This is a genomic window from Ruegeria sp. BG8 (assembly GCF_056538325.1).
In genome coordinates, this window is record NZ_JBQFSZ010000001.1 from 838,481 (window position 1) to 860,750 (window position 22,270).

At 57.0% G+C, this 22,270-nt stretch carries 26 protein-coding genes; 9 read left to right on the forward strand and 17 right to left on the reverse strand.

Features of this window, described 5'->3' with window-relative positions; all coding sequences use genetic code 11:
• Window positions 1–51: 51 nt before the first annotated feature.
• From ACR0DG_RS04250 to ACR0DG_RS04260, 3 genes are all read right to left on the reverse strand, one after another.
• Complete coding sequence (locus tag ACR0DG_RS04250) at window positions 52–516, reverse strand: NUDIX hydrolase (protein ID WP_480694599.1); 465 nt, start codon at window positions 514–516, stop codon at window positions 52–54.
• A 124-nt stretch (window positions 517–640) separates the two neighbouring features.
• A complete protein-coding gene (locus tag ACR0DG_RS04255) occupies window positions 641–1,384 on the reverse strand; it encodes an EcsC family protein (RefSeq protein WP_480694601.1) in 744 nt (247 codons plus the stop codon).
• A 51-nt stretch (window positions 1,385–1,435) separates the two neighbouring features.
• Window positions 1,436–1,930, reverse strand: a complete 495-nt coding sequence (locus ACR0DG_RS04260) for a GNAT family N-acetyltransferase (protein ID WP_480694603.1) — start codon at window positions 1,928–1,930, stop codon at window positions 1,436–1,438.
• Between the two features lie 72 nt (window positions 1,931–2,002).
• Here ACR0DG_RS04260 and ACR0DG_RS04265 point away from each other — a divergent pair, with 72 nt between their 5' ends.
• Window positions 2,003–2,608, forward strand: a complete 606-nt coding sequence (locus ACR0DG_RS04265; RefSeq protein WP_480694605.1) for a flavin reductase family protein — start codon at window positions 2,003–2,005, stop codon at window positions 2,606–2,608.
• A gap of 131 nt (window positions 2,609–2,739) precedes the next feature.
• Here the strand turns inward: ACR0DG_RS04265 and ACR0DG_RS04270 are convergent, their stop codons facing one another.
• Window positions 2,740–4,374: a SulP family inorganic anion transporter gene (locus ACR0DG_RS04270; protein WP_480694607.1), complete on the reverse strand. Its 1,635-nt coding sequence runs from the start codon at window positions 4,372–4,374 to the stop codon at window positions 2,740–2,742.
• A 165-nt stretch (window positions 4,375–4,539) separates the two neighbouring features.
• On the opposite strand from ACR0DG_RS04270, the gene ACR0DG_RS04275 reads away from it, so the two are divergent.
• On the forward strand, window positions 4,540–5,097 hold the full coding sequence (locus ACR0DG_RS04275) for a hypothetical protein (RefSeq protein ID WP_480694609.1): 558 nt from the start codon (window positions 4,540–4,542) through the stop codon (window positions 5,095–5,097).
• Window positions 5,098–5,173: 76 nt separating this feature from the next.
• Window positions 5,174–6,046 (forward strand): S-methyl-5'-thioadenosine phosphorylase, encoded by an 873-nt coding sequence (locus ACR0DG_RS04280; RefSeq protein ID WP_480694611.1) that lies wholly within the window; start codon window positions 5,174–5,176, stop codon window positions 6,044–6,046.
• On the opposite strand, the gene ACR0DG_RS04285 is transcribed toward ACR0DG_RS04280, so the two are convergent.
• Complete coding sequence (locus ACR0DG_RS04285; RefSeq protein WP_480694613.1) at window positions 6,041–6,913, reverse strand: alpha/beta hydrolase; 873 nt, start codon at window positions 6,911–6,913, stop codon at window positions 6,041–6,043. The two genes, ACR0DG_RS04280 and ACR0DG_RS04285, sit on opposite strands and share 6 nt — an antisense overlap.
• Before the next feature lie 238 nt (window positions 6,914–7,151).
• Here ACR0DG_RS04285 and ACR0DG_RS04290 point away from each other — a divergent pair, with 238 nt between their 5' ends.
• Window positions 7,152–8,168, forward strand: a complete 1,017-nt coding sequence (locus ACR0DG_RS04290; protein ID WP_480694615.1) for a DUF418 domain-containing protein — start codon at window positions 7,152–7,154, stop codon at window positions 8,166–8,168.
• A 52-nt stretch (window positions 8,169–8,220) separates the two neighbouring features.
• On the forward strand, window positions 8,221–8,850 hold the full coding sequence (locus tag ACR0DG_RS04295) for a LysE family translocator (protein WP_480694616.1): 630 nt from the start codon (window positions 8,221–8,223) through the stop codon (window positions 8,848–8,850).
• Window positions 8,851–8,853: 3 nt separating this feature from the next.
• Here the strand turns inward: ACR0DG_RS04295 and ACR0DG_RS04300 are convergent, their stop codons facing one another.
• Complete coding sequence (locus ACR0DG_RS04300) at window positions 8,854–9,027, reverse strand: hypothetical protein (protein WP_480694618.1); 174 nt, start codon at window positions 9,025–9,027, stop codon at window positions 8,854–8,856.
• A gap of 106 nt (window positions 9,028–9,133) precedes the next feature.
• Between ACR0DG_RS04300 and ACR0DG_RS04305 the strand changes: the two genes are divergently transcribed.
• The 3 genes from ACR0DG_RS04305 (at window position 9,134) to ACR0DG_RS04315 (ending at window position 10,534) form a co-directional block, all read left to right on the forward strand.
• On the forward strand, window positions 9,134–9,268 hold the full coding sequence (locus tag ACR0DG_RS04305; protein ID WP_480694620.1) for a hypothetical protein: 135 nt from the start codon (window positions 9,134–9,136) through the stop codon (window positions 9,266–9,268).
• A 78-nt stretch (window positions 9,269–9,346) separates the two neighbouring features.
• The gene (locus ACR0DG_RS04310) at window positions 9,347–9,886 is read left to right on the forward strand and encodes an adenine phosphoribosyltransferase (RefSeq protein WP_480694622.1); all 540 of its coding nucleotides are present in this window, start codon (window positions 9,347–9,349) and stop codon (window positions 9,884–9,886) included.
• Between the two features lie 168 nt (window positions 9,887–10,054).
• Window positions 10,055–10,534 (forward strand): fasciclin domain-containing protein, encoded by a 480-nt coding sequence (locus ACR0DG_RS04315; protein ID WP_480694624.1) that lies wholly within the window; start codon window positions 10,055–10,057, stop codon window positions 10,532–10,534.
• A 34-nt stretch (window positions 10,535–10,568) separates the two neighbouring features.
• Here the strand turns inward: ACR0DG_RS04315 and ACR0DG_RS04320 are convergent, their stop codons facing one another.
• From ACR0DG_RS04320 to coxB, 11 genes are all read right to left on the reverse strand, one after another.
• A complete protein-coding gene (locus ACR0DG_RS04320) occupies window positions 10,569–11,984 on the reverse strand; it encodes an FAD-binding oxidoreductase (protein ID WP_480694626.1) in 1,416 nt (471 codons plus the stop codon).
• 38 nt (window positions 11,985–12,022) lie between these two features.
• Window positions 12,023–12,841 (reverse strand): MBL fold metallo-hydrolase, encoded by an 819-nt coding sequence (locus tag ACR0DG_RS04325; protein ID WP_480694628.1) that lies wholly within the window; start codon window positions 12,839–12,841, stop codon window positions 12,023–12,025.
• 103 nt (window positions 12,842–12,944) lie between these two features.
• Entirely contained in the window at window positions 12,945–13,529 is a 585-nt protein-coding gene (locus ACR0DG_RS04330) for a GNAT family N-acetyltransferase (protein ID WP_480694998.1), read from the reverse strand.
• Window positions 13,529–14,791, reverse strand: coding sequence for a M16 family metallopeptidase (locus tag ACR0DG_RS04335; protein WP_480694630.1), 1,263 nt, complete (start codon window positions 14,789–14,791; stop codon window positions 13,529–13,531). The genes ACR0DG_RS04330 and ACR0DG_RS04335 overlap by 1 nt, the downstream gene beginning before the upstream one ends.
• Window positions 14,788–16,176 carry a threonine synthase gene (gene thrC, locus ACR0DG_RS04340; RefSeq protein ID WP_480694632.1) on the reverse strand — a complete coding sequence of 463 codons (1,389 nt, stop codon included), beginning with the start codon at window positions 16,174–16,176 and terminating at the stop codon, window positions 14,788–14,790. The genes ACR0DG_RS04335 and thrC overlap by 4 nt, the downstream gene beginning before the upstream one ends.
• Window positions 16,173–16,850 carry an SURF1 family protein gene (locus tag ACR0DG_RS04345; protein WP_480694634.1) on the reverse strand — a complete coding sequence of 226 codons (678 nt, stop codon included), beginning with the start codon at window positions 16,848–16,850 and terminating at the stop codon, window positions 16,173–16,175. The genes thrC and ACR0DG_RS04345 overlap by 4 nt, the downstream gene beginning before the upstream one ends.
• Before the next feature lie 156 nt (window positions 16,851–17,006).
• Window positions 17,007–17,822: a cytochrome c oxidase subunit 3 gene (locus tag ACR0DG_RS04350; RefSeq protein ID WP_480694636.1), complete on the reverse strand. Its 816-nt coding sequence runs from the start codon at window positions 17,820–17,822 to the stop codon at window positions 17,007–17,009.
• 22 nt (window positions 17,823–17,844) lie between these two features.
• Window positions 17,845–18,420, reverse strand: a complete 576-nt coding sequence (locus ACR0DG_RS04355) for a cytochrome c oxidase assembly protein (RefSeq protein ID WP_480694638.1) — start codon at window positions 18,418–18,420, stop codon at window positions 17,845–17,847.
• Window positions 18,420–18,581, reverse strand: a complete 162-nt coding sequence (locus ACR0DG_RS04360; protein WP_480694640.1) for a hypothetical protein — start codon at window positions 18,579–18,581, stop codon at window positions 18,420–18,422. Before ACR0DG_RS04360 ends, ACR0DG_RS04355 begins: the two co-directional genes overlap by 1 nt.
• Entirely contained in the window at window positions 18,578–19,534 is a 957-nt protein-coding gene (gene cyoE / locus ACR0DG_RS04365) for a heme o synthase (protein ID WP_480694642.1), read from the reverse strand. Before cyoE ends, ACR0DG_RS04360 begins: the two co-directional genes overlap by 4 nt.
• 72 nt (window positions 19,535–19,606) lie before the next feature.
• The gene (gene coxB, locus ACR0DG_RS04370) at window positions 19,607–20,518 is read right to left on the reverse strand and encodes a cytochrome c oxidase subunit II (protein ID WP_480694644.1); all 912 of its coding nucleotides are present in this window, start codon (window positions 20,516–20,518) and stop codon (window positions 19,607–19,609) included.
• Between the two features lie 176 nt (window positions 20,519–20,694).
• Between coxB and tldD the strand changes: the two genes are divergently transcribed.
• Window positions 20,695–22,116: a metalloprotease TldD gene (gene tldD / locus ACR0DG_RS04375; protein WP_480694646.1), complete on the forward strand. Its 1,422-nt coding sequence runs from the start codon at window positions 20,695–20,697 to the stop codon at window positions 22,114–22,116.
• Window positions 22,117–22,270 lie beyond the last annotated feature (154 nt).

Consider the following 22,270-nt stretch of genomic DNA (forward strand, 5'->3'; position numbering starts at 1 on the left):
GCCAAATAGATACTGACCAACACCGCAATAGCAAGCCCCTGCACAGCACTCTTAATGTGCAAAAAAGCCGACACGTCGTAACAAATGGGCGAGCTGAGGCGCGCTGACACGCTCGGCGGCCTGCTGCGGCGAATACCACTGGCGCAGGCGTTCATCTATCTCAGGATAGTCGCATGACACTTCGTGGACGAGCAATGGGAACACCGCGACTTGATACCAAATCGCGCCGCGTTTTCTTTTACTTTTGCAATATAGAAATTCACCAATCGGCTGCGTACCGATTTCGCCTTTTACCCCGGCTTCTTCCCACGCCTCCTGCCCTGCGGTTTCCGAAGGCGTCATCCCATCGATCAACCCGCCTTTGGGAACGATCCATTTACCCGAACGGCGCGTCGTGATCAGCAGAATTTCTGGTCCGTGATCCAGTAGGCGATAGCACAAAGCGCCCGCTTGCGGCACAGGCTGAACAGCCTGACCTGGCTGTGTACCATCCCTCCAAAGTCTTGGCTCAATCACTTGGTGGGCTCTTTTTCGACTATGTTCATGCCTGTTTGCCCTGCTGCTTGGACACGCTTATTTGGTGGGCGATTACTGAGACGCTACCATATAATGCGTTTCGCTCCAAGCCCTTGCAAACGCTCTACATACGGGCCGCAAGCCTGCGCACAAGATCATCGTGTGGAATATCGGCATCGATTGCCAGACGTCGCAAACCAAAGTGGATACGCGCGATCTGCTGGTAATAGCGGGAATAGACGAAATTCGTACCACCTCCAGCCAGCGCCCCAAGCACTGGAACGGATTGCGCAGCAAGTTTTTGGCCCAGCACCACAGACAACTTGGGCGCCACTGCGGCCACCAGCTTTTGCAGCGCCGGGCCGGTCACGGTCAAACGCACTGAAAAGAAACCCAAATCAGCCCCGTCGTCATACGACAGCGGACCTGCGGCCGACAGAACGCGGACACAATCAAATTTAACGCCATCTTCCGACGGATCGAACCCTTCTTGCGCAGCGGCGCCTTGTATCGCGCGCAGCAACATGGTTGTGGTCGCAGGCAGCTCGACCAACGCCGAAGACACGCCGCCCAGACCTCCGGCTGCACCCATTGCTGTAGTCACAGCGGTATTCACCCAAGGTTTTTGATCCGGCACCGCACGACGAGACCCTTCTGCAGCATGCATGGCGATCCACAGCGCCTGTTCCGTGGCCCCGGTCAAGCCCTCGCGAACTGCCGCAGGCAATTGTTCCAGCAGGTTTTCAGCTGAGCCGCCGAAACTATTGAGCAGTTTTACACCCGCACCACCGGCAGATCGGTAATGCGCGGCCAGCCGGTCAAGCTCGGCTTCGGGGTCCAGCTTTTCGATCAGAACAACGTCCTGCATGAACATCCTCCTGTTAAAGAGATCGGAGGTTCCACACCGGATTTCAATAGGTCAGCGCGACCAACGCGTTACCAGCCCCGTCACTGCTGACCATGCATCTGGTACCAAATCAACGCCCAGAACCCTGTCTGGGTTCGTCGGAGGGGGCATTTCGACGTCCTGCAGGCGCGCGAAACCGAACCTTGCGTAATAAGGCGCGTCACCGACCAGCATCACGCGTTTCCAGCCTTTCTCACGCCCGGTTTGCAACCCTTCATGGATCAGAAAGCCACCCAGCCCTTCGCCCTGATGCGTCGGGTGCACGGCGACCGGCCCCAACAGCAGCGCATCCCGGTCGCCCACATGAACCGGCCAAAACCGAATAGCACCGGCCAGAATGCCTTGGCTGTCCCGAGCCACCAGAGATAAACCGGAAACAGGCGGAACATCGTCACGCAAACGATAGGACGACAGCGCCTCGCGGCCGGGCGCAAAGCACAGGTCATATAAAGCCTCGACTTCCCACCAATCGTCCGGCTCTTCTGGCTTTATGGTGAATTGCTGCAACCCTGCCCTCTTTTCCTTGCTGGAATTCGCCCTAGCACTTCGATACGCCTTGGGCAAACGCTTGGAGACCATATGTTCTATCGCCCCGAAGACGGCCACGGCCTGCCGCACAATCCTTTCAACGCCATTATCACGCCCCGACCTATCGGCTGGATCTCGTCGCGGGACGCCGACGGGATCAATAATCTGGCGCCCTATTCCTTTTTCAACGGCGTTGCGTACACCCCGCCTCAGGTCATGTTCGCCACAACCGGCACCAAAGACGATCAGATCGGGGGCAAGGACAGCATTGCCAATATCGAAGCAACCGGCGTCTTCTGTGTGAACGTTGTGGCCCATGCGCATCGCGATGCGATGAACGCCAGTTCGGCGGGTCTACCAAAACATGTCGACGAGTTTGAACACGCCGGTCTAACCCCGGTCGAGTGTGAGACCATTCCCTGTGCACGGATCAAAGGGGCTCCGGCAGCTTTGGAATGCAAGCTGACGCAGATCGTAACCTTGCCGGGTGAAGCCAATCGCGTGGTTTTTGGTGAAGTTATCGGCGTGCATCTGGACGATGCTTGTATTCGCGATGGCAAGTTCGATGTCACCACCTACCAACCCTTGGCGCGGCTTGGGTATCGGGACTATTCGGTTGTTACCGAATTGTTCTCGCTCAACCGTCCGGATGACTGACGCTTTGGCGGCGGATTTCACCTCGTCCAAGCGTTTGGTCAAAACGTCGGGTGCGTCGGCGAAACTGTCGACCTTATCGGTTGCACTGTCTGTAAAAAAGGGCGCTCGTATCGGCGCCCTTTTCTGTGATCTCAGTGACCACCCAGAATGCCGGTCCGTACTGAGTAATCGACGGCGATTTCGTAATCCGGGTCGTCATCGCTGTCGACCATCAGGTGACCTGCTTTGTTCAGCAGCCTGTGGCAATCGCGGCTCAGGTGACGCAGCATGACACGTTTACCGGCGGCTTCGTATTTACCTGCGATGTTTTCGATTGCCTGCAGCGCGGATTGATCGACAACGCGGCTGTCGGCAAAATCGACAATCACGGTTTCAGGATCATTAGGCACGTCGAACAGCTCGACAAAACCGTCGGACGATCCAAAGAAAAGTGGCCCCTGGATCTCATAGACTTTTGCGCCCTTCTCTGTCACGGACTCGCGCGTGATGGCGTGGATGCGTTTGGCATTGTTCCACGCATACGCCAGCGCAGACACGATCACGCCTACGACCACCGCAACGGCAAGGTCTTCCATCACCGTCACAACCGTCACCAGCACGATGACAAAGGCGTCCATCAGAGGAACCTTGCGCATGATATTGAACGAGTTCCATGCAAAGGTGCCGATGACCACCATGAACATCACACCAACCAGCGCGGCCAGCGGGATTTGTTCGATCAGCGGCGACGCGAACAGGATAAAGATCAACAGGAACAACGCAGCAGCGATACCCGCAATACGAGTACGACCACCGGATTTCACGTTGATCATCGACTGACCGATCATCGCACAACCGCCCATACCACCGAAGAAACCGGTCGCGACGTTGGCCACGCCTTGCGCGATACACTCCTGCGAAGCTCCACCGCGCTTGCCGGTGATTTCACCCACAAGGTTCAGGGTCAGCAAGGATTCGATCAGACCGATTGCAGCCAAAATGACGGCATATGGCAGGATAATTTCAAAGGTTTCCCAGGTCAGCGGCACCATAGGAATATGGAACGGAGGCAGCCCCCCCTCGATCGACGCCAGATCGCCGACACGCGGTACATCCAGACCAAAACCAATCACCAATGCAGCGACCACGACGATTCCCGCAAGCGGTGCAGGAATGATGCGCGTCACGCGCGGCATGGCCCAGATTACCGCCATGGTCAGCGCAACCAGCCCCAACATGGTGTAAAGCTGCATTCCTGACAGCCACTCACCACCGCTCATGCCGTGGCCTGTGTTTTCCATACTGCCGGGTACTTTGAACTGTCCCAACTGCGCGAGGAAAATGACAATCGCCAGACCGTTCACAAAACCCAGCATAACCGGATGCGGCACCAGACGGATAAACCGCCCCCAATGCATGGCCCCGGCGATGACTTGCAGAATGCCCATCAGAACAACGGTTGCGAACAGATATTCGACGCCATGTTCAGCCACCAATGCGACCATGACCACCGCCAATGCCCCCGTCGCGCCCGAGATCATCCCGGGGCGGCCACCAATCAGCGCGGTGATCAGGCCGACCATAAACGCCGCATAGAGGCCAACCAACGGGTGTACGCCTGCAACAAACGCAAAAGCTACCGCTTCGGGTACCAGCGCCAAAGCCACCGTCAGGCCAGAGAGCAGTTCAATCCTGAGACGCGAGGCGGTCAACCCCTCATCCGGCACCCAACGCAGGTCGGGTTTAGCAATACGGTTGGCAAAGCTTGCCAGCATGGCTCGGGGCATGGGGCGTCCTGTAGATTGGTATATTCGCGCGAAAGGGGCCTTCTACCTTCCATCGGCCTCTGGAGCCACTGCGCCAGGTGGGATGCCGATATGCACAAAATGCATACCGGCCATCTCGCAAAGTCGTGAGTTGAAGACCCTGCGTCCGACGCGCACCATAGTGCCATGCGATGGATTATCCCACTTTTACTGGCCCCTTTTGCAGCGTTTGCGCAGGACTTGCAGGGCAATGACACAGCCAGCAACTGGCGCGTGACCCATTACCAGTCGTTCGGCGTTTGGAATTCCATATGCGACGAGCGCGAGGAATACGGAAACCTGAAACAACGCTGCTACATCCGCCGCGCCGAGGTGTTTTCCTATCGGCCCAAATTCGGTGCTCAGTTCGTTTTCATCACACCCGCACCTGACGGCGTGCAGATCGAGTTCGGCATTGAACCCGGCACGCTTTTCAGCCCGTCGGGATTTCGCATTGATGGTGGGAATAACGTGGTCTGGCGGACAAGAAGGCCGAGATGTCTGACCGGGTTAAGTTGCACATTCGACGGAACATCGGCAGACGAAATCGTAGACGCCATGCTTGCAGGAGACGCCTATCGCTTTGTTTTTCGCGACCGGCACGGGCAATCGCAGGATCTGACATGGCCACTGCAGGAATTCGATGAGGCATGGGGTGATTTTAGGCAGCAGGCACAGGATCGCAATCTGTGGGCGCGGCAGTAACCGCCTTTACCCCTTGTCAAACACCGCGCCGCGGCCCACAAATCCGTCAACATCCACCACAACCCGGAGAGAACACGTGACCCAGACCAAGATTGCTGTCATCGGCGGATCAGGCATCTATGAGATTGACGGGTTGGAAAACGCGGAATGGGTCACGGTTGAGACACCTTGGGGCGACCCTTCGGACCAGATCCTCACAGGCTCTTTGGATGGGGTCGATATGGCCTTTTTGCCGCGGCATGGGCGGGGTCACGTGCATTCTCCGACCGAAGTGCCCTATCGCGCCAATATCGACGCCCTAAAACGCTTGGGGGTCACGGATGTGATTTCAGTATCTGCCTGCGGCTCGTTCCGCGAACATATGACACCAGGTGATTTTGTCATCGTCGACCAATTCATCGACCGGACCTTTGCGCGTGAAAAAAGCTTTTTCGGAACCGGGTGCGTCGCCCATGTCAGCGTTGCACATCCGACCTGCCCGCGATTGTCCGACGCCTGTGAAACTTCGGGCACCGCGGCTGGTATAACGATCCACCGTGGCGGGACTTATCTGGCGATGGAAGGGCCGCAATTCTCATCACTGGCCGAATCCAAGATGTACCGTGAGCATTGGGGCTGCGACGTGATCGGCATGACAAACATGCCCGAGGCAAAACTGGCCCGTGAAGCCGAGCTTTGTTATGCCTCAATCGCCATGGTGACGGACTATGACAGCTGGCATCCGGACCACGGAGAAGTTGATGTTACGGCGATTATCGCCACCCTGACCGGGAACGCCGAAAAGGGTCGCGCTTTGGTCAAGGGATTACCGGCCTTGCTGGGCAAAGACCGCGCCCCCTGCCCGCATGGATGCGACCGCGCGCTGGAATACGCCATTCTGACTGCCCCCGAGAAACGCGACCCGGCGTTGCTGGCAAAGTTGGATGCGGTTGCGGGCCGAATACTATGACCCGCTTGCGGGGGTCAGCGTAGTCAGAACCTCGTCCCACAATCCATGCGTCCACAGGTCGTTGTGGGTGCCATCCGTAATGATATGCAGCTGTGCGGTGTCACCTGCCATATCAGCTAATGCCTGACCATGATGCACCGGGATCGTTTGATCTGCTGTTCCGTGAAAAATCAGCGTTGGAACTGTTACATCGTCGATAAGGTCCCGTGTTCTGAACTGATCCTGCATCAGGGATGAGACCGGCAGCCACGGGTAACGCTCGGCCGCGACATCGACGGTCGCCGTATAAGGTGCCTCCAATACCAAAAGACGGGCTTCGGGGCGCTGTGCGGCGACGGCAGTCGCAATCCCTGTCCCCAGGCTTTGCCCATGCAAAACAACTGTTTGCCCTTCGCTGCTCAACTGGTCGAACATCTCAATGGCATCTGCAATCAGCGCCTGTTCCGAAGGTTCACCTTCGCTCCCCGGGAATCCGCGATAGCTGGGTGCCAATAGACCAAATCCGCTCTCTCGGATTTGGCTCATCCTGTCTGCCCGGTCGCTTAGGCTGCCGCTTTGGCCATGAAAGAACAAAACGGTGGGAGTGTTTTCCGTGGCCGGCGCTGCAGACCAGGCCGTCAGCACTGCGCCATCCGACATCGTCAGCGATATCACGTCAACGTCTGCTAAACCAACCGCGGCCGGGCTAAGCAGCTGGCCATCCGGTTTAAACACCATAGACTTCTGATTGAAGTAAATATACCCGAGCACCCCGACATAGATCGCGGCGACACCAATCACAGAAAAGATCAATGCGCGTTTGATACGACCCATCTTTGAGCCGATGTTATGCTGCGCACTTGTATTTGTCTCATATACTTGTGTCATTGGTCCCTCCGTCCGGGTTGCATCCTTGATTTCGGGCATCTCTAACCCTGTTTCAAGCAGTGGCCCCGAGGATTAATCCAGAGTTTAACTTTTCTACAGAAACCTTCGGATCGGCGAAAGAACTTGAGGTCCGCGTGCGTCTTGAGATGCTCGCGATTTCGTGATCCAGCCCCTTGCGTTGGCCGCAGTTGCGCCACAAATCCAAGGCAGAAAGCCTTACGCAAGCGCAGAGGACAACATGCAACGACTTGAGGCTTTGGATGCGGCCAGATTTCTGGCTTATTGTGGAATGGTGCTGGTCAATTTCCGCATCGCCGCGCAGGTTGTGCCGGGCCATGACATTGCGTCCTTTCTTGTCGACGCGATTGAGGGGCGAGCCGCCGCCTTGTTCGTAGTCCTCGCTGGAATTGGGATTAGCTTATCCGGCGTCACTTCAGATGTGTTGCTGCGACGCGCTGCTTTTTTGTTCGTCCTGGGCCTGATCAACATGACGGTGTTTGAGGCCGACATCCTGCACTTCTACGCGCTGTATTTTGTCGTTGGCGCTGCTATTTTGTCCGCGTCCTCACGCGGTCTGTGGCTTGCAGCGGTGGGAATTGTCGGGGCGTCAATAGTGCTGACCCTGACTTTCGACTACGACCGCGGGTGGGATTGGGCCAGCCTGACTTATTCCGACCTTTGGACTTTGCCCGGTTTTCTACGAAACACGTTTTTTAACGGATGGCACCCCGTGCTGCCTTGGGCATCTTTCTTGCTGATCGGCATGGCAATTGGACGAACTGAGCTGCATACCTTGTGCGTCCAGCATCGCCTGATCATGTGGGGTTTCGGCGCCGTCGTTTTGTCCATGTTCCCCGGCATTCTCATCTCGGATCCCGATTTAGCGGCTTATCTGGGCACCAAATCCATCCCGCCGGGGCCGTTTTACATTCTGTCCGGAACAGGCTCGGCCTGTGTGGTGATAGGACTGGTTCTCAAGTTGTGGTCAAAGCTGCAACAACCCGGTCTTGGACCCATCCTAACTGCGCCCGGACGAATGAGCCTGACACTTTACATGGCACACATTCTGATCGGAATGGGGTTGCTTGAGGCGGTCGGTCTGCTGAACGGCTCACTTAGCCCAACACAGATCGCAGGTTACGCCTTGGCGTTCTGCGTCCTTTCCGCCGTGTTTGCCCAATTCTGGCTTAAGCATTTCCGCAATGGCCCGCTCGAAGCGTTGATGCGCCGCACATCACAGCCACGAATGGCTTGACCTTCAAACCTTATCAGGGCTTGCTCCACAGGACATTCTAACCGGAGCGCTCATGTCTCTCGACCTTTGGCTGGCCTTCGTGGCAGCATCTACTGCACTTTTACTCATCCCGGGACCAACCGTTTTGCTGGTCCTCAGCTACGCCTTGTCGAAAGGCCGCAGTGTCGCCGTCGCCTCGGCAACAGGAGTTGCTTTGGGGGACCTTGTGGCCATGACCGCGTCGCTGCTTGGGCTAGGGGCACTGGTTTTGGCCTCGGCAACTCTGTTTTCGGTACTGAAATGGGTCGGTGCCGCCTATTTGGTCTGGCTTGGGATAAAACTGCTCAGAAGCGCTCCGTCAGATGGCCTACACTCGGTGGAAACCCAAAAAGACGTGACCGCTGGCAGTGTTTTTGGACACGCGGCGGCGGTAACGGCACTGAACCCAAAATCGATCGCATTCTTCATCGCCTTCGTGCCGCAATTCCTGAGGCCTGCTGATCCACTGGCTCCGCAGTTCCTCATACTCATCTCGACGTTTGTGGCTTTGGCCTGGTTGAATGCGCTGGCCTATGCGCTTTTGGCCGATCGGTTGCGCCTGATGATTGGGCGCGCGGGTGTGATTGCGGCGCTGACCCGGTTCGGAGGGCTTACCTTGATCGGAATGGGCATCGCGACAGCCGTCTTGCGACGTCCCGCCTAAAGATCAGTTCTCGGCGTTTTCTTTCATAAAACTGCGGATAAACCGCCGGATTTCTCTTGCTGCGGACGTGTCCAATTCCTTGCAAAGCTCGACAAAAGCGTCACGTTCATCTTTATCCAGCCTCAAGACTAACTGGCTGTTTTTCTTTGTAGAACTCTTTCCGTCTTTCTTCGCCACGCACCAAATCCCCGTCTAACACTTGATTCTACACGAGATGCATTGTATATACACTGCATAGAAGTTGTAGTTATCGAGCACCTAACAATAAATAAGGATTTTGGCAATGAACCTTCATGCTGCTCAGGCATTTCTTTTGCGCGACCAGCGCAATTGGCGCAAACCGCATCTGTCGTGGCTACCTGCCCCGCTGTACCGTTACTACAGTCTGCCGAATGCAATTCGGGGACGTCGCGATTAAGCGAGGCCATTCTTTTCTTGCATGACTGACCCCAATGGGCCAAACAGCCCAGCGTGTTTCACGCCTAAGGGGTCGATCATGTCCAGAAACAAATCGGTTAAGGATTACATCCGCACAATCGTCGATTTCCCGCATGAGGGGATCATGTTTCGGGACGTCACAACGCTGTTTGCTGATCCACGTGGGTTTCGCATGGCGATTGACCAGATGCTGCACCCCTATGCCGGAGAGCGCATCGACAAAGTCGTCGGGCTAGAGGCGCGCGGCTTTATTCTGGGCGGTGCTATCGCACATCAACTCAGCGTTGGTTTTGTTCCCATCCGAAAAAAGGGCAAACTGCCCGGCACCACCATCAGTCAGGACTACAAGCTGGAATACGGTGAAGCGATCGTCGAAATCCATGACGATGCCATCGAACCCGGTGAGAAAATTCTGGTCGTTGATGATCTGCTTGCTACCGGCGGCACGGCTGCAGCCGGTATAAAGCTGATCGAGCGTTTGGGCGGTGAGATCGTGTCCTGTTCCTTTATCGTCGATCTGCCCGAGCTGGGCGGGCGCAAAATGCTGGAAGACATGGACATGGATGTGCACGTTCTGTGTGAATTCGAAGGTCTTTAACGACGCCACATCACAAAAAAGTGAGTGGAAATTCAACTTCAGCGTGGCTTAGCCCAGCGCATGCTCAGATCAACGATATTTCATAGAGATATTCAGTGATCTTGTTTTGTCGATCCCCCGTATCCCTGTTGATGTCACTTCAGGCATCCCAACAAGGGAACCTTTATTATGCTTCGTAAACTTGCTTTTGCCGGCGTTGCTGGCGCTCTGATCGCTTCAACTTCGTTTGCTGGCGGCAACAAAGATATCGTGGACACCGCCGTTGGCGCGGGCAGCTTTGAAACGCTTGTTGCAGCTGTTCAGGCGGCCGAACTGGTCGATACGCTGAAAGGTGACGGGCCGTTCACCGTCTTCGCACCCACCGATGAAGCATTTGCCGCCCTACCGGAGGGCACCGTCGAAAACTTGCTGAAACCGGAAAACAAGGATCAGCTGGTCGCTATCCTGACCTACCACGTGGTACCGGGCAAAGTAATGTCGGGTGACTTGTCTGACGACATGACAGCGGCCACTGTTCAAGGTGGCGACATCACTGTCGATCTCGACAACGGCGTGATGATCAACGACGCGGCCGTCGTTCAGGCGGACATCGAAACCTCAAATGGCGTGATTCATGTGATCGACAAGGTCATCCTGCCAGCATCCTGATCAACAAAGCGGCTCGGGTAATCCCGGGCCGCTTTCACGACTTCAATACAGCACCCGGATTCATGATCCCTTTCGGATCTAAAGCCGATTTTATAGCACGCATCGCAGCCAATTTGACCGGGTCCCCGTATCGTTCAAGATCGCCCGTCTTCAGACGCCCAACACCATGCTCGGCGCTCACCGATCCCTCGAACGCGTGCACAAGGTCATGAACCACACGCTTTATCTGCTTTCGTTGGTCATCAAATTCGGAACGCGAATGCCTGATGGGTGGGAACACGTTGTAGTGTAAATTTCCATCGCCCAAATGACCAAAACAATTGATCCTGAAAGGGCCGAGTGGCGCGATAGCTTCCTGACCCCAACGAATGAACTCGGGTATTTTGGAAATCGGCACCGAAATGTCGTGGCTGGACACCGAACCGATCAGCCTATTGGCCTCGGGGATACGCTCGCGTACGGCCCACAGGTCCAAGCGCTGCCCTTCGCTTTGTGCGATAACGGCGTCCAGAACCAGACCCCGTTCATGAGCCTCAGCACAGAGGTCCTCTAACGCAGACGTTGGCGACAGACCTGAGAATAACCCCACCTCAATCAAAACCGACCATTCGGGCTGGGTGTCAAAAGGCTGGCGAACATCAGGCAACACTTCAGTCAGGAACTGCAGCCCTTGTCGGTGGATCAGCTCGAATGTGCTGACCCCGTCTCCCACCTGGTCCCGCGCCATTGCCAAAAGCTCGATCGCGGCTTCGGGCGACGCTACTGCTATCATCGCAGTCCCAACGCCCGCAGGACGAGGAAACAGATTGAGCGAAGCCGCCGTGATGATCCCCAACGTTCCTTCGGACCCGATCAACAGATTGCGCAGGTCATACCCGGTGTTGTCCTTCCGCAAACGACCCAGCCCGTGCCAGATTTCTCCGTTCGGCAAGACGGCCTCCAGCCCCAAACACAGGTCGCGCGCATTGCCGTAACGCAAGACGTTCACGCCACCGGCATTCGTGGCAAGGTTACCGCCGATGCGACAGGATCCCTGCGCGGCCAGTGTCAAAGGAAATAGCCGGTCCACCTGTTCAGCCGCATTCTGCACATCCGCCAGAATTGCACCGCCTTCGGCGATCAGGATATTCTCAGCCGGATAAACGTCCCGGATCGCGGTCATCCGCTCCAGCGAAATCAGCAACGGCGCAGGGCCATCGGACATCACCTGCCCACCGACAAGCCCAGTCCCACCGCCATAAGGAACCACCGGCACACCCGCATCAGACGCCATGCGAACCAGCCCTGATACCTCGTACACAGTACGCGGCAATGCCAGCACCCCGGCTTGACCAGCAAAACGTCGGCGCGGTTCCTCAAGATAACGCTCGGCTACAGGCCGCAGAATATCCGCGCTAAACGCACGCTGGACAGACTGGGCAAATGCATCATCGGCAGGCTTCAAACTCATAGGACTTCCTTGCCCAACCTGCGGCAGCGCGACAAGGCCTATTCCAGTTCGATCAGATATTGCGGTTCAAGCACAACCACTGTGGGACGGTCAGGCAAAGTGCGCAGCGAAACGACAATCTCGGAAACACCATTGCGTTCAACTGGGAATTCGTCCCGGATATCAACCAGAAACCGATCCAACGAAAACCCCGAAAACCAGTGCATCGGTATGATAACAGAACTTTTCAACCGCCTGAGAACCGAGATCATCTCGGGCAAGGGCATTGTCGTTCCCCCATCCACGGCCGCCATGACCACGTCCAGACGCCCAAGTGCAGCAAACTGCTCCTCTGACGGAACGTGATGCAGGTGGCCCAGATGGCCAATGCACAATCCTTCGATCTCAAAAACAAAGATCGAATTCCCGCGTTCCTCTACCCCGCCATACGCAGAACGGATATCAGTCGATACATTGCGTACCAGCATTTCGCCCAGATCCAGGTGATGCTCAATGCCCTGACCAAACTCGCCCCACCCTGGCAGCACATGCGGGATTGCAGGGTCAGGGTTGGCTGTCCAGTGCGTGCTATGCGCGTGGTTCATGGTGACAACATCCGGAATAAGATCGGCACTTCCGATAAACCCCGTGAAATCCGTCACCGCGTTCAACCCACCCTGCGTCTGGATCAGGAAAGACGCGTGAGCAACATAACTTATCCGAACCGAGAACTCGGGAACCGGGTCTTGCCAAGAAGCCTTCTGTATGTATTCAATTCCCGGTGCAGCATCCGCGATGGCGATACAATGACTTGGCCGCCGCTCTTGTGCAGCAGCCCCACCCGAAATCATCAACAATACCGCAAGAATCCACCGCATGACCCGAGTATAGTGCGACCGCGCACCAAGTCATGCCCCTTGTTCATCTGGCAAAAAATATCCCGGGGTTTGGGGCAGCGCCCCAATGACCCGCAGGGTCACCCTACCCTGCGTCTGTCTTGCCGCGCCGATCTGAACGCAGACAGGCGTACAGAACATGCGTCCGCCAACGGCCGTTGATTTGCAGATACGACTGCGCAACGCCCTCATACTTGAAACCCGATTTTTCCAGCACCCCTCGCGAGGGTTTGTTTTCCGGCAGGCACGCCGCCTCTATCCGGCTCAGGTCTAGTCGGGTAAAGGCATGATGCACAACGGCCCCGATCGCCTCACGCATGTAGCCATTGCGGGTGAATGCCTGACCGGTCCAGTAGCCCAGCGTGCCCGCCTGTGCTGGACCGCGCCGGACGTTATCCAGCGTGATGGCGCCTACCAAAACGTCATCTTCTCGCCGAAACAGAAAAAGCGGGACTGCCGTTCCACTGGCCACGGAACGCTGCGCCCAATAGACCCGGTTGGTGAAGGACTTACGGCTGAGGTGATCCTTGGCCCAGATCGGCTCCCACGGGGTGAGGAATTCTTTCGAGGATCGGCGCAGCGCTGACCAATCGTTGAAATCCGAATGCACTGGCGGACGCAGGCTGAGGCGCGCTGTCTCAAGTTTCAGCTTGCGTCGGCCCAGAAGCATCACGCCGCACGCCTCTCCTGCAAGGTTGCCAGCGTTGGCGCACCAGCCACCGGCCCATAGAGCGCCAGCGCCGCCGGGGCCTGTACGGCCATCGTCTCGGCAAAGGCGCGCACGTCCTTTGTGCTGACCGCGTCGATCTTGGCGACCGTATCCTCAAGCGAGGGCACCCGGCCCCAAATCTGTACCAGCCGCGCCAGACGTTCTGCCCGGTTCGACGGGCTTTCCAGCCCCATCAACATTCCGGCCTTCATCTGCGCGCGGGCCCGGGCGACCTCTTCAGGGCCCATATCTTCGGCAGCGCGCTTCATCTCATCAATGGTGATCGTCGCAAGCTCGCCCACCTGATCCGCCGAGGTTCCAGCGTAAATCGTGGTGGTTCCGGTATCCGCATAGGCTCCGGTTTGCGCAAAGATCGTATAGCAGAGCCCGCGTGTCTCGCGCACCTCCTGGAACAAGCGCGAGGACATGCCACCACCCAAAGCGGTCGAGTAAATCTGTGCGGTATAGATCGCGTCATCACGGTAGCCGGGGCTTTCCAACGCCAGCGCAAAATGCGCCTGTTCCAGCTCTTTCTCCTGCCGCGCTTCACCGCCGGTGAACTTCGCTGGCGCGGCGATCAGCCCCTTGCGCGGCCGCAAATGACCAAACATCTCTTCGGCCATTTTCATCAGCGCATCGTGGTCAACCGCACCCGCCGCCGACAGGATCATCTGTTCAGGCCCGTAATGCTCGGCCACAAAGCCCGACAGGTCTTCGCGTGAAAACGCGCTCACCCGCTCGGACGGTCCCAGAATGGTGCGGCCCAGGGGCTGGTCGTGATAGCTCTGCTCTTGCAGCCAATCGAAAATCACATCGTCGGGCGTGTCATAGGCCTGACCGATCTCTTGCAGGATCACGCCACGCTCAACTTCGATCTCACGCGGGTCGAAGATCGGGTTCAGAACGATGTCCCCGATCACATCCATCGCCAGCGCCACATCGTCTTTAAGAACGCGCGCGTAATAGGCCGTCACCTCGCGCGAGGTATAGGCGTTGATATAGCCGCCCACATCCTCGATCGCCTCGGCGATTTGCAGCGCGGACCGCCGCTCGGTTCCCTTGAACGCCATATGCTCAAGGAAATGCGCAATGCCGTTCTGTTCGATCCGCTCGTTCCGCGCACCCGCGGTCACCCAGATGCCGATGGCTGCCGATCGCAGCCCCGGCATATGTTCACTGACGATACGAAACCCGTTCTTCAGTTGGTCTTGTCTGACAGTCACTCAGCAATGTGCCTTCTGATATGATCCTCAAGGGCGCCCAGGTCGTTGGCAATGCGGGTCACCCGTTCCGGACGTTCATACAGATCAGACATGCGGGATGGAAGAGGCGGATGTTCACCACTCGCCTTCTCAACCGCTGCCGGGAATTTCGCCGGATGCGCGGTGGCCAGAGTGATCATCGGCACGTCTGCTGTGCGGTGATCTTCGCCAACTTTGATGCCGATGGCCGAGTGCGGGCATACCAGTTCGGCGCTATGAGTCAGAGTGTGTTTGATCGTCGCCAGCGTTTCGTCCTCGGACACACGGCCCGAGTCAAAGCTCTCGCGCAGTGCTTCCATCGCGCCTTGGCTCACGTTGAATCCGCCTGTCTTCAGCTCATCCATCAGCTGCGCGACGGCCGCGCCATCCTCGCCATAGGCATAGTACAGCGCCCGCTCAAAGTTTGAGCTGACCTGAATATCCATCGACGGACTGATCGAGGGGATGGTCTCACCCTTGAAATACCCCTCCCCTGACAGACACCGGTGCAGGATGTCATTCTGGTTGGTTGCGACGACCAGACGGTCGATGGGCAGTCCCATGCGCTTGGCCAGATAACCCGCGAAGATGTCGCCAAAGTTGCCGGTGGGCACGGTAAAGCTAACCTTGCGATGCGGCGCTCCAACACTGACAGCCGCCGAGAAGTAATAAACAATCTGCGCCAGCACCCGCGCGAAGTTGATCGAGTTCACCCCGGCCAGTTTCACCCCATCGCGGAAGTCGAAATCGTTGAACATATCCTTCAACGCGGCCTGACAATCGTCAAAATCACCATCCACGGCCAACGCGTGCACATTGCTGTCGGCGGGCGTGGTCATCTGGCGGCGCTGCACCTCGGACACGCGGCCATGCGGGAACAGGATGAACACATCCACCGCGTCCAGCCCACGGAACGCCTCAATCGCGGCTGATCCGGTATCCCCACTGGTCGCGCCCACGATGGTCACGCGATCATTGCGCCGCTTCAAGGCCACCTGGAACAATTGGCCTATCAGCTGCATGGCAAAGTCTTTGAAGGCCAGCGTGGGACCGTGGAACAGTTCCAGCAGGAAGTGGTTCTCGTTCAGTTGCTTCAGCGGCGCGCGGGCGTCGTGGCCAAACCCTTCATAGGCGCGGGCGATGATGTCCTTGAATTCCTGCTCGGAGAACGAGCCGCTGACATAGGGCCACATCACGCGGAACGCGATCTCTTCATAAGGCAGACCAGCTAGTGCTGCGATATCATCATGGCTCATGACCGGGATCTCGGCAGGCAGGTACAGGCCGCCGTCGCGGGCAAGGCCGGTCAGCATCGCCTCTTCAAAGGTCAGTTCCGGCGCTTGGCCTCGGGTCGAGATGTATTTCATTGCTCTTCACTCTTTGCAGGGGCGCGGTTGCGCCACAGGAAATAACCGGTCATCGCGGCCCAGACCAGAGCCAGACCAAACCATGTGATTGCGTATTGCAGGTGATCGTTGGGAATGCCCGCCGTATCAACAGGCAAAGGCGTGATATCGGGGTCAGTTTCCGACCGTGCGATCAGCAGAATGGGCTCTGCCCCCAGCGCGGCGGCCAGATTGGGCACATCGCGGGCAAACCAGATATTGTCGTCAATATCGGGTTCCGGCGTGTAGCTGTCGATCTCATCCGGCCAATGCAGATTGCCCGTTACGGTCATCGGGCCCGTCAGACGTTCGGCCTGCTTTGCTGTTGTCGGCACAAAGCCGCGATCTACAAGGATCGTACGATCTGCCGTGCTAAAAGACTGGATGATCCGATACCCCGCCCCAACCTGCTTGACCGACACCAGAACGTGGATTTCGCCCGGTTCCATCTCACCCGTGATCGTGACGGGCAGGTACCTGTTCTCTTCTTCCGACACATTTGCCGGTAAGGAAACTGGATCAGCCGCAATCCGGGCGTCAATGTCAGCCAGAATAGCCTGTTTCCACGCCAGCCTCTGCACCTGCCAAACACCCAGTGACAGCAGCACACCCAGGCCAGCGAGACCAAAGATCAGCAGGAAAAGAATGCGGTGCATGGCGGGGCGGATACCTTGTTGCAGAAACCGGCGTCTTGTTACGGGCGGAGCAGATGAAAATGCAACTACGCAATTGTATGGGGCGCAATCTTGCGCCCGGAATAGAGAAAAAGCCGCCCCGAGGGCGGCTTTTGCAGTTGGATCACCTGACCTGCGTTACAGGAACGGAGCCTGACCCCAGATGTAGACGGCGAAGAACAAGAACAGCCAGACGACGTCAACAAAGTGCCAGTACCAAGCAGCGGCTTCAAAGCCGACATGCTTCTCAGGTGTGAAATCGCCCCGCAGTGCGCGGATCAAACAGACACTTAGGAAGATCGTACCGATGATCACATGCGCACCGTGAAAGCCCGTGGCCATGAAGAAGTTCGAATAGAACTGATCACCGCCGAACACCCAGTCTTCGTGCGCCAGCAGCTCATAGTATTCGTAAGCTTGCAGCGCCGTAAATGCGATGCCCAGAACGATACCGATGGCCAGACCATTGATCAGCGCCTTGCGATCGTTGTCATGCACCAGCGCGTGGTGCGCCCATGTGATGGCACAACCCGACAGCAGCAGAACCAAAGTGTTGATCAGCGGCAGATGGAACGGGTCAACCGCGTGGATATCAGGCTGAATATATTCGGTGCCGGCATAGTCGTACATCGGGTACATGCGATGTTTGAAGAACGACCAGAACCAGGCAAAGAAGAACATCACCTCGGACATCACAAAAAGGATGAACCCATAGCGCAGCCCGATACGAACGACCGGTGTATGGTCACCAGCGCGGCTTTCCGCCACCACTTCGGACCACCAGGCGAACATGGTGTAAAGAACGGCCACCAGCCCCATCCAGAACAGGAATGAGGTAACACCGTGCATCCAAAGGACGGCTCCGAACAGCATCACAAAGCCACCGACGGCACCGATCAGAGGCCAGATCGACGGGGCCAGAATGTGATAATCATGGTTTTTAGCGTGTGCCATCAGCGTCCCTCACCTAAAGGCATTAGTTCGTGTTTGTATCAGCCTGCGCGTCAAGGGCGGCATAGCCCTCGGGCAGGTCAATTTCGTAGAATGTATACGACAGAGTGATCGTATGAACATACTTGGCTTCCAGATCTTCGACCATTTCCGGGTCGACGAAGAAACTCACCGGCATCTGAACCCGTTCACCAGGCTGCAGAACCTGCTCTTCAAAGCAGAAGCATGCGATTTTCTGGAAATACCCTCCGGCAGAATACGGGGCGACGTTGTAGGACGCCTGCCCGGCAATCGGACGATCGGTCGGGTTATAAGCCTCATAGAAGGCCAGCCCGGTTTCACCGATGCGAACTTCCATTTCTCGTTCGACCGGCTTGAACTCCCAAGCCATATCCTTGGCCTTGGAGGCGTCAAACCGCACGGTGACCTTGCGGTCGAGAATTTCTTCGGGCGCAGCTTCGGCTACGCCGGTCGTGCCACCAAAGCCTGTTACGCGGCAAAACCAGTCGTAGAATGGCACCGCCGCCCATGCTAGGCTTCCCATCAGCAGAACGACGCCCACTGTTTGAACAACTGTCTTCTGAGGACCTGACAACGCCATCAGTTTTGCACCTCTTGCGTAGCGAGATTGAAATCAGTGCCCGAGACCTTGACGATTGTCAGGCCAAAAATAATCACGATGAACGCAGCCAATGTGAGGCCCACCCCAAGATTGCGGCTGAACCGGCGATGGTGGAGTTCATGGCTCTTGCGCAGGCTCATGACCAGCCTCCCAAACCATAGGGTTTCAACAGCGCTTCGACCAGAATTGCCCCGAAATGCAGGAACAGATAGAGCAGCGACAACTTGAAGAAGCTTCGTTCAACCTTGAAGTTATCGGTCTCCGAATCCTCTTCTGTCCGGCGCGAGATAGACCATGCTCCACGCAAGAAAAGCGCGTTCATGACCACGGCAACGGTCAGGTAGATCGGACCACCAATGCCTGAAAACGCGGTACCGACAGCCAACAGTGCCAACAGGACCGTGTAGACAAGGATATGCCAACGTGTGGCGCGACGGCCGTGGGTCACGGTCAGCATCGGAACACCGGCGTCATCGTAGTCTGAGCGCATGAACAGCGCCAAAGCCCAAAAATGCGGGGGTGTCCACATGAACGTCAACGCGAACATGAGCCACGGCTCGATGGACATGGTTCCAGTTGCGGCAACCCATCCGATAACAGGTGGGAAAGCCCCAGCGGCACCCCCAATGACGATGTTTTGCGGTGTCGAACGTTTCAGCCACATCGTGTAAACCACGACGTAGAAAAAGATCGTGAAAGCCAGGAAAGCGCCTGCAAACCAGTTGGTTGCCAGCCCCAGCATGATCACGGAAAGACCGGACAAGGCCAAGCCAAGTGCAAGAGCCTCGCCTTCCTGAACCTTGCCTGACGGAACCGGGCGCCCCTTAGTGCGCTTCATAACGCGGTCGATATCCGCGTCCCACCACATGTTCAGCGCACCAGATGCGCCACCGCCGATTGCGATGAACAGGATAGCGCAAAAACCGACGAAAGGGTGCACAGGCACAGGCGCAGCCAGCAACCCGACCAGAGCCGTAAAAACAACCAATGACATCACGCGTGGCTTCAGCAGGGCGAAATAATCGCCAAAGCTGGCCTCGTCCGCGTGCGCCTTGGCGGTCACTTGGCTGGCATTGATGCTTGCGTCGCTCATTTCCGGTCCTTCTGGTGCAAAAGCTGCGCGTTCCCCGCGCAGCATGCGTTCGTTCGTTAAGTCGCCAAAGCGTTACTTCGAGGCAACCTGATAAGGCACAGGCTGACCTGCGTACTCTTCCAAGGCACCCTGAAGCCATTCTTCATAGGCTTCTTCGCTCACAACCTTGACGGTGATCGGCATGTAAGCGTGGTCCTTGCCGCACAATTCCGAGCACTGGCCAAAGTAGACACCTTCTTTGTCAGCCTGGAACCAAAGCTCGGCCAGGCGGCCCGGCACGCCGTCCTGCTTCACACCAAAGGACGGGATCGTCCACGAGTGAATCACGTCAGACGCGGTGACCTGCATGACAATGATCTTGCCAACCGGGACAACAACCGCTGTGTCCGTCGCCAGCAACCATTCATCATCGCTGTATCCAGCCTCGGCCAGCTTGGCGCGCATCGCATCATCCAGAACAAACGGTGTCACATCTGCGTCTGCAGGGCGCGCGCCTTCGTCCAATGTTGCGGGGTGACCCAACAGATAGCTGTCAAACGCGAAATCGTGATCGACGTATTCGTAGGTCCAGTACCATTGGTTACCGACCACCTTGATGACAACATCGCCTTCCGGGATTTCCTGCTGTTTGAACAGCACAGGCAACGAGAACGCGCCGATGAAGACCAGAATCAGAATCGGCCCCAAAGTCCAGGCAACCTCAACCGGAGTGTAGTGCGAGAATCGCGCAGGTTCGGGGTTGGCGCGGCTGTTGTACCGGACAATGCAATAGATCAGCAGGCCAGCAACAAACAGACAAATCGCTGTGATGATGACAAGAATCATCCCATCCAGCCGCTGGATCCCCTCGGCAAGGCTTGTCGCCGCGGGCTGAAAACCAAGGCCGCCATCGACGGGCTTGCCAATAATTTCAAGCTCCTGAGCCATGGCGGGAAGGCTGGAGAGGGCTGTCATAAAGCCCGAAAGCATCAAAGCATTCTTCATGTTCTGTCCTGATCGTTTGATCTTTGCGTCCCTGGCGAAAAGGTGTGAATCGACCACACCTCACCCGTTGTCTTTGGCCGCGTTAAAAACCATATTCCTGCGGGTAGATAAAGCAAAATGCTTGCGTCAAACAGACGCTATTTTTGATCTGGATCAAACCCGAAAGGTCCCAACCCATGCCCAACGACCCGTTTCGCCCCTTTGACAGCGCTCTTCCCAAGGACGAAGCGCTTGCGGTTCTGCAGTCAGCGACAGCCGGAGCCGAAGATGGCGAACTATTTGTTGAGCGTCGAAAGTCCGAGTCTCTGGTCTTTGATGATGGTCGGCTGCGCACCGCATCATATGACGCCTCCGAGGGGTTTGGGCTCCGCGCTGTTCAGGGTGAGGTGGCAGGTTACGCGCATTCAACAGACGTTTCGATCCCGGCCTTGAAACGGGCCGCTGAAACTGCGCGTCTGGCAGTTGGTGACGGTGGCGGAACATTGGCCGAGGCACCGCGAGCGACCAATACCCGGCTTTATACCGACGAGGACCCGATCGAATCCGCAGATTTTCCGGTCAAGATCGAAACCCTTCGCGAAATTGACGCGTTCGCCCGTGATCTGGACCCTCGCGTTATTCAGGTCAGCGCCACTATCGCAGCTGCCGTTCAGGAAGTTGAGATTTTGCGCCCCGATGGCGTGATGGTCCGGGACGTGCGTCCCATGACGCGACTCAACATCTCGGTCATCGTCGAACAGAACGGCCGGCGCGAAAGCGGCTCGACCGGAGGTGGTGGACGTGTCGGGCTGGACGGGCTGATTGATCCGGCTGACTGGCAGGACAAAGCGCGTGAGGCTCTGCGCATCGCTTTGGTCAATCTTGACGCCATCCCTGCCCCGGCTGGGGTGATGGAGGTCGCGCTTGGGCCCGGATGGCCCGGTATCCTTCTACACGAAGCAATCGGGCACGGCCTGGAAGGTGATTTCAATCGCAAAGGCAGTTCGGCCTTCGCAGGACTTATGGGCCAGCAAATTGCGTCCAAAGGCGTCACCGTCGTTGACGACGGCACAATTCCGGATCGGAGAGGCTCGATATCGGTTGATGACGAAGGCACGCCCAGCTCGCGTACCGTTCTGATCGAGGACGGGATTTTGACGGGATACTTGCAAGACCGCCAGAATGCGCGCCTGATGGGAGTTGCGCCAACGGGTAACGGACGTCGTCAGAGCTATGCTCACAAACCCATGCCACGCATGACAAACACAGTCATGCTGGGTGGTGATGCGGACCCCGCATCGCTGGTCGCAGATATCAAGGACGGCATCTGGGCGGTCGGTTTCGGCGGTGGCCAAGTGGATATCACAAACGGCAAGTTCGTCTTTTCCTGCACCGAAGCGTACCGGGTCGAGAACGGCAAAATCGGCGCACCCGTTAAGGGTGCAACGCTGATCGGTGATGGTCCTTCGGCTTTGAAACGCATTCGCGGTTTGGGCAATGACATGGCGCTTGATCCGGGCATGGGAACCTGCGGCAAGGACGGTCAATGGGTGCCTGTTGGGGTCGGTCAGCCGACAGTATTGATGGATGGGCTGACGGTCGGCGGATCGGCGACCTGATACACACCGGTAATGGAAAAACACCGGGGCGCAGGGTTAACACTGCGCTCTGGTTTTTTGGCCTTTAGACCCATCATTTCGCAAAGTGCAGAATTTCTCGGAAGCTTTTTTCATTTAATTTCAGTGTATTAAATTGAAATCTTCCGCTCATACC

Coding starts and splice junctions, on each gene's coding strand:
- ACR0DG_RS04255 (WP_480694601.1), bottom strand. CDS start 1,384: ATGCAGGACGTTGTTCTGATCGAAAAGCTGGACCCCGAAGCCGAGCTT.
- ACR0DG_RS04265 (WP_480694605.1), top strand. CDS start 2,003: ATGTTCTATCGCCCCGAAGACGGCCACGGCCTGCCGCACAATCCTTTC.
- ACR0DG_RS04270 (WP_480694607.1), bottom strand. CDS start 4,374: ATGCCCCGAGCCATGCTGGCAAGCTTTGCCAACCGTATTGCTAAACCC.
- ACR0DG_RS04275 (WP_480694609.1), top strand. CDS start 4,540: ATGCGATGGATTATCCCACTTTTACTGGCCCCTTTTGCAGCGTTTGCG.
- ACR0DG_RS04285 (WP_480694613.1), bottom strand. CDS start 6,913: ATGACACAAGTATATGAGACAAATACAAGTGCGCAGCATAACATCGGC.
- ACR0DG_RS04290 (WP_480694615.1), top strand. CDS start 7,152: ATGCAACGACTTGAGGCTTTGGATGCGGCCAGATTTCTGGCTTATTGT.
- ACR0DG_RS04295 (WP_480694616.1), top strand. CDS start 8,221: ATGTCTCTCGACCTTTGGCTGGCCTTCGTGGCAGCATCTACTGCACTT.
- ACR0DG_RS04305 (WP_480694620.1), top strand. CDS start 9,134: ATGAACCTTCATGCTGCTCAGGCATTTCTTTTGCGCGACCAGCGCAAT.
- ACR0DG_RS04310 (WP_480694622.1), top strand. CDS start 9,347: ATGTCCAGAAACAAATCGGTTAAGGATTACATCCGCACAATCGTCGAT.
- ACR0DG_RS04315 (WP_480694624.1), top strand. CDS start 10,055: ATGCTTCGTAAACTTGCTTTTGCCGGCGTTGCTGGCGCTCTGATCGCT.
- ACR0DG_RS04320 (WP_480694626.1), bottom strand. CDS start 11,984: ATGAGTTTGAAGCCTGCCGATGATGCATTTGCCCAGTCTGTCCAGCGT.
- ACR0DG_RS04325 (WP_480694628.1), bottom strand. CDS start 12,841: ATGCGGTGGATTCTTGCGGTATTGTTGATGATTTCGGGTGGGGCTGCT.
- ACR0DG_RS04330 (WP_480694998.1), bottom strand. CDS start 13,529: ATGCTTCTGGGCCGACGCAAGCTGAAACTTGAGACAGCGCGCCTCAGC.
- thrC (WP_480694632.1), bottom strand. CDS start 16,176: ATGAAATACATCTCGACCCGAGGCCAAGCGCCGGAACTGACCTTTGAA.
- ACR0DG_RS04345 (WP_480694634.1), bottom strand. CDS start 16,850: ATGCACCGCATTCTTTTCCTGCTGATCTTTGGTCTCGCTGGCCTGGGT.
- ACR0DG_RS04350 (WP_480694636.1), bottom strand. CDS start 17,822: ATGGCACACGCTAAAAACCATGATTATCACATTCTGGCCCCGTCGATC.
- ACR0DG_RS04355 (WP_480694638.1), bottom strand. CDS start 18,420: ATGGCGTTGTCAGGTCCTCAGAAGACAGTTGTTCAAACAGTGGGCGTC.
- ACR0DG_RS04360 (WP_480694640.1), bottom strand. CDS start 18,581: ATGAGCCTGCGCAAGAGCCATGAACTCCACCATCGCCGGTTCAGCCGC.
- cyoE (WP_480694642.1), bottom strand. CDS start 19,534: ATGAGCGACGCAAGCATCAATGCCAGCCAAGTGACCGCCAAGGCGCAC.
- coxB (WP_480694644.1), bottom strand. CDS start 20,518: ATGAAGAATGCTTTGATGCTTTCGGGCTTTATGACAGCCCTCTCCAGC.
- tldD (WP_480694646.1), top strand. CDS start 20,695: ATGCCCAACGACCCGTTTCGCCCCTTTGACAGCGCTCTTCCCAAGGAC.